The sequence below is a fragment of the Gluconobacter sp. GP1 genome, from assembly GCF_032913585.1.
In the GTDB taxonomy this organism is placed as follows: Bacteria; Pseudomonadota; Alphaproteobacteria; order Acetobacterales; family Acetobacteraceae; genus Gluconobacter; species Gluconobacter cerinus.
Window position 1 is genome coordinate 21,727 of record NZ_JASGXC010000012.1, and the last position, 1,834, is coordinate 23,560.

The following is a 1,834-nucleotide window of genomic DNA, read 5'->3' on the forward strand; positions in this document are numbered from 1 at the left end:
ACCCGCTCTGGATGCACCGGACGGCCTTTATAGCGACACAACCGGCTGTGCTCATCTCTATGGCGGCGAGGAAGCAATGCTGTCTCTCGTCCGGACGCGTCTTTCCGAAAAAGGTCATGTCTGCTCTCTTGCTCTGAGTGACAGTGCCGCGGCCTCACGCGTTCTGGCACGCTCCCGCCTCGACCGGGCCTGTGTCATTCCGCCCGGTCAGCAGAAACAGGCTCTGGACCAACTGCCGTGTTCGGCCTTACCGATTGCCCCGGAGACAGCGTCCCGTCTCAATCGCCTGGGACTGACAACCATTGGCGCGCTTGCCGCCCTTCCCCGCGCGCCTTTGGCCAAGCGGTTCGGCGCGGTGCTTCTCACCTGTCTGGATGAAGCCCTTGGTCGTCAGGCCAGGCCGCTGAACGTGGTTCAGGTGCGTGATCGAATTTCGCTGTCGCGCTCGCTTGTCGAACCTATCGGCACGGCCGAGGCGATTGCGACCGTGATCGAGGCTCTTGTGCCGGAAGCCTGCGCCCTGCTGTCCCGGCGCGGGGAAGGCGCACGGCAGATCGATTTTCTCTGTGTGCGTGTCGACAGCACGGTCCAGGCCATCCGGGTGGGCCCGTCCGATCCGACCTCGGATATGCCCCGCATCCTCCGTCTCCTCAAGGATCAGATTTCCCAGATTGAGCCCGGCTTTGGTATTGAGGCTGTTACTTTGACGATCAGCGCCAGCGAGCCCATGGAGGCCGGCCCGGCTCGCCCGGTGCTCTCAGACCCAGAGGACTGTCAGGCGGACACACTGCCTGCGAGCCTCATCGACCGGCTGATCAACCGCCCCGGGATCACCTCCGTCTATCAGCTCTCGCCCCGGTTTTCCGCCTGGCCGGAAGACGGACAGTCTCGCATTTCTCCAGGCGACGTGGCAGAACCCGCGGACGCGCGCCAGATGCTCTGGGTGCGACCGAACATCCTGTTCGATCTGCCCGTCCGGGTGAAGGTGACTGCCCTGCTCCCGGACGGTGCGCCACGCCAGTTCGTCCTCAAGCGGCAGACGCATCGCATTGCAGCGGCCGATGGCCCCGAACGTCTGCTGGGTGAGTGGTGGCAGACGGCCGAAAGCTACGGTGCGATCCGCGACTACTGGCAGGTCGAGACCACGACCGGCCTGCGCCTGTGGCTGTTTCGCAAAGGCGACGGAACCCACGACTGGTCCGGGTCAGGCGCGTGGTTTCTTCAGGGGGTGTTCTGATGGAGCCCCGTGATGACCTGATCCCGGCCAGCACCTCGGACGTGGCCGAAGTCCTGATGCACGCGCTGTGCTATGACGGTCGCAGGCGCACGTATGACGCCGCCGAACTGATGGCGCGTCTCGTGGCCGAGCGGCTGGTCGCCTATCTGGAACGCTCCGGATTTGTCGTGATGCGCGCTCCTACCAGCAACGCGCCTGACAGCAGCCGGCACCCGCATCCCCATAGGCGCTGAGCCGTGAACGCGCCTTATGTCGAATTGCAGGCGACGTCCTCGTTTTCGTTCCTGCGCTCGGGTAGCCAGCCGGATGAACTGATTTTCCAGGCGAAGGCCCTGGGGTATGACACCATCGGTCTGACCGACTGGAACACTGTGGCCGGGGTGATCCGCGCCCATCTGGCGGCGCGTGAAGCCGGTCTCCGCCTCTTACCGGGATGCCGTCTGGCTTTACGTGACGGCAGTGCGCTCCTGGCCTATCCCCGCAATCGCGCGGGTTGGGCAGGCTTGTGCCAGCTCCTGACCCTTGGTCATCATCGGGGCGAGCGGGACGTGTTCCTTCTGGGATGGGAGGATCTCGTCGCAGCGGCCCCGGACCTCC

Annotated in this window: 3 protein-coding genes; all 3 read left to right on the top strand. The window is 64.8% G+C overall.

The window, feature by feature from the left end; all coding sequences use genetic code 11:
- The coding region (locus R5H23_RS15715; protein WP_317215999.1) for a DNA polymerase Y family protein at positions 1 to 1,237 on the top strand (1,237 nt) is incomplete at its 5' end.
- Positions 1,213 to 1,470, top strand: a complete 258-nt coding sequence (locus R5H23_RS15720; RefSeq protein WP_317216000.1) for a hypothetical protein — start codon at positions 1,213 to 1,215, stop codon at positions 1,468 to 1,470. The genes R5H23_RS15715 and R5H23_RS15720, both read left to right, overlap by 25 nt.
- Before the next feature lie 3 nt (positions 1,471 to 1,473).
- The coding region (locus R5H23_RS15725) for a PHP domain-containing protein (protein ID WP_317216001.1) at positions 1,474 to 1,834 on the top strand (361 nt) is incomplete at its 3' end.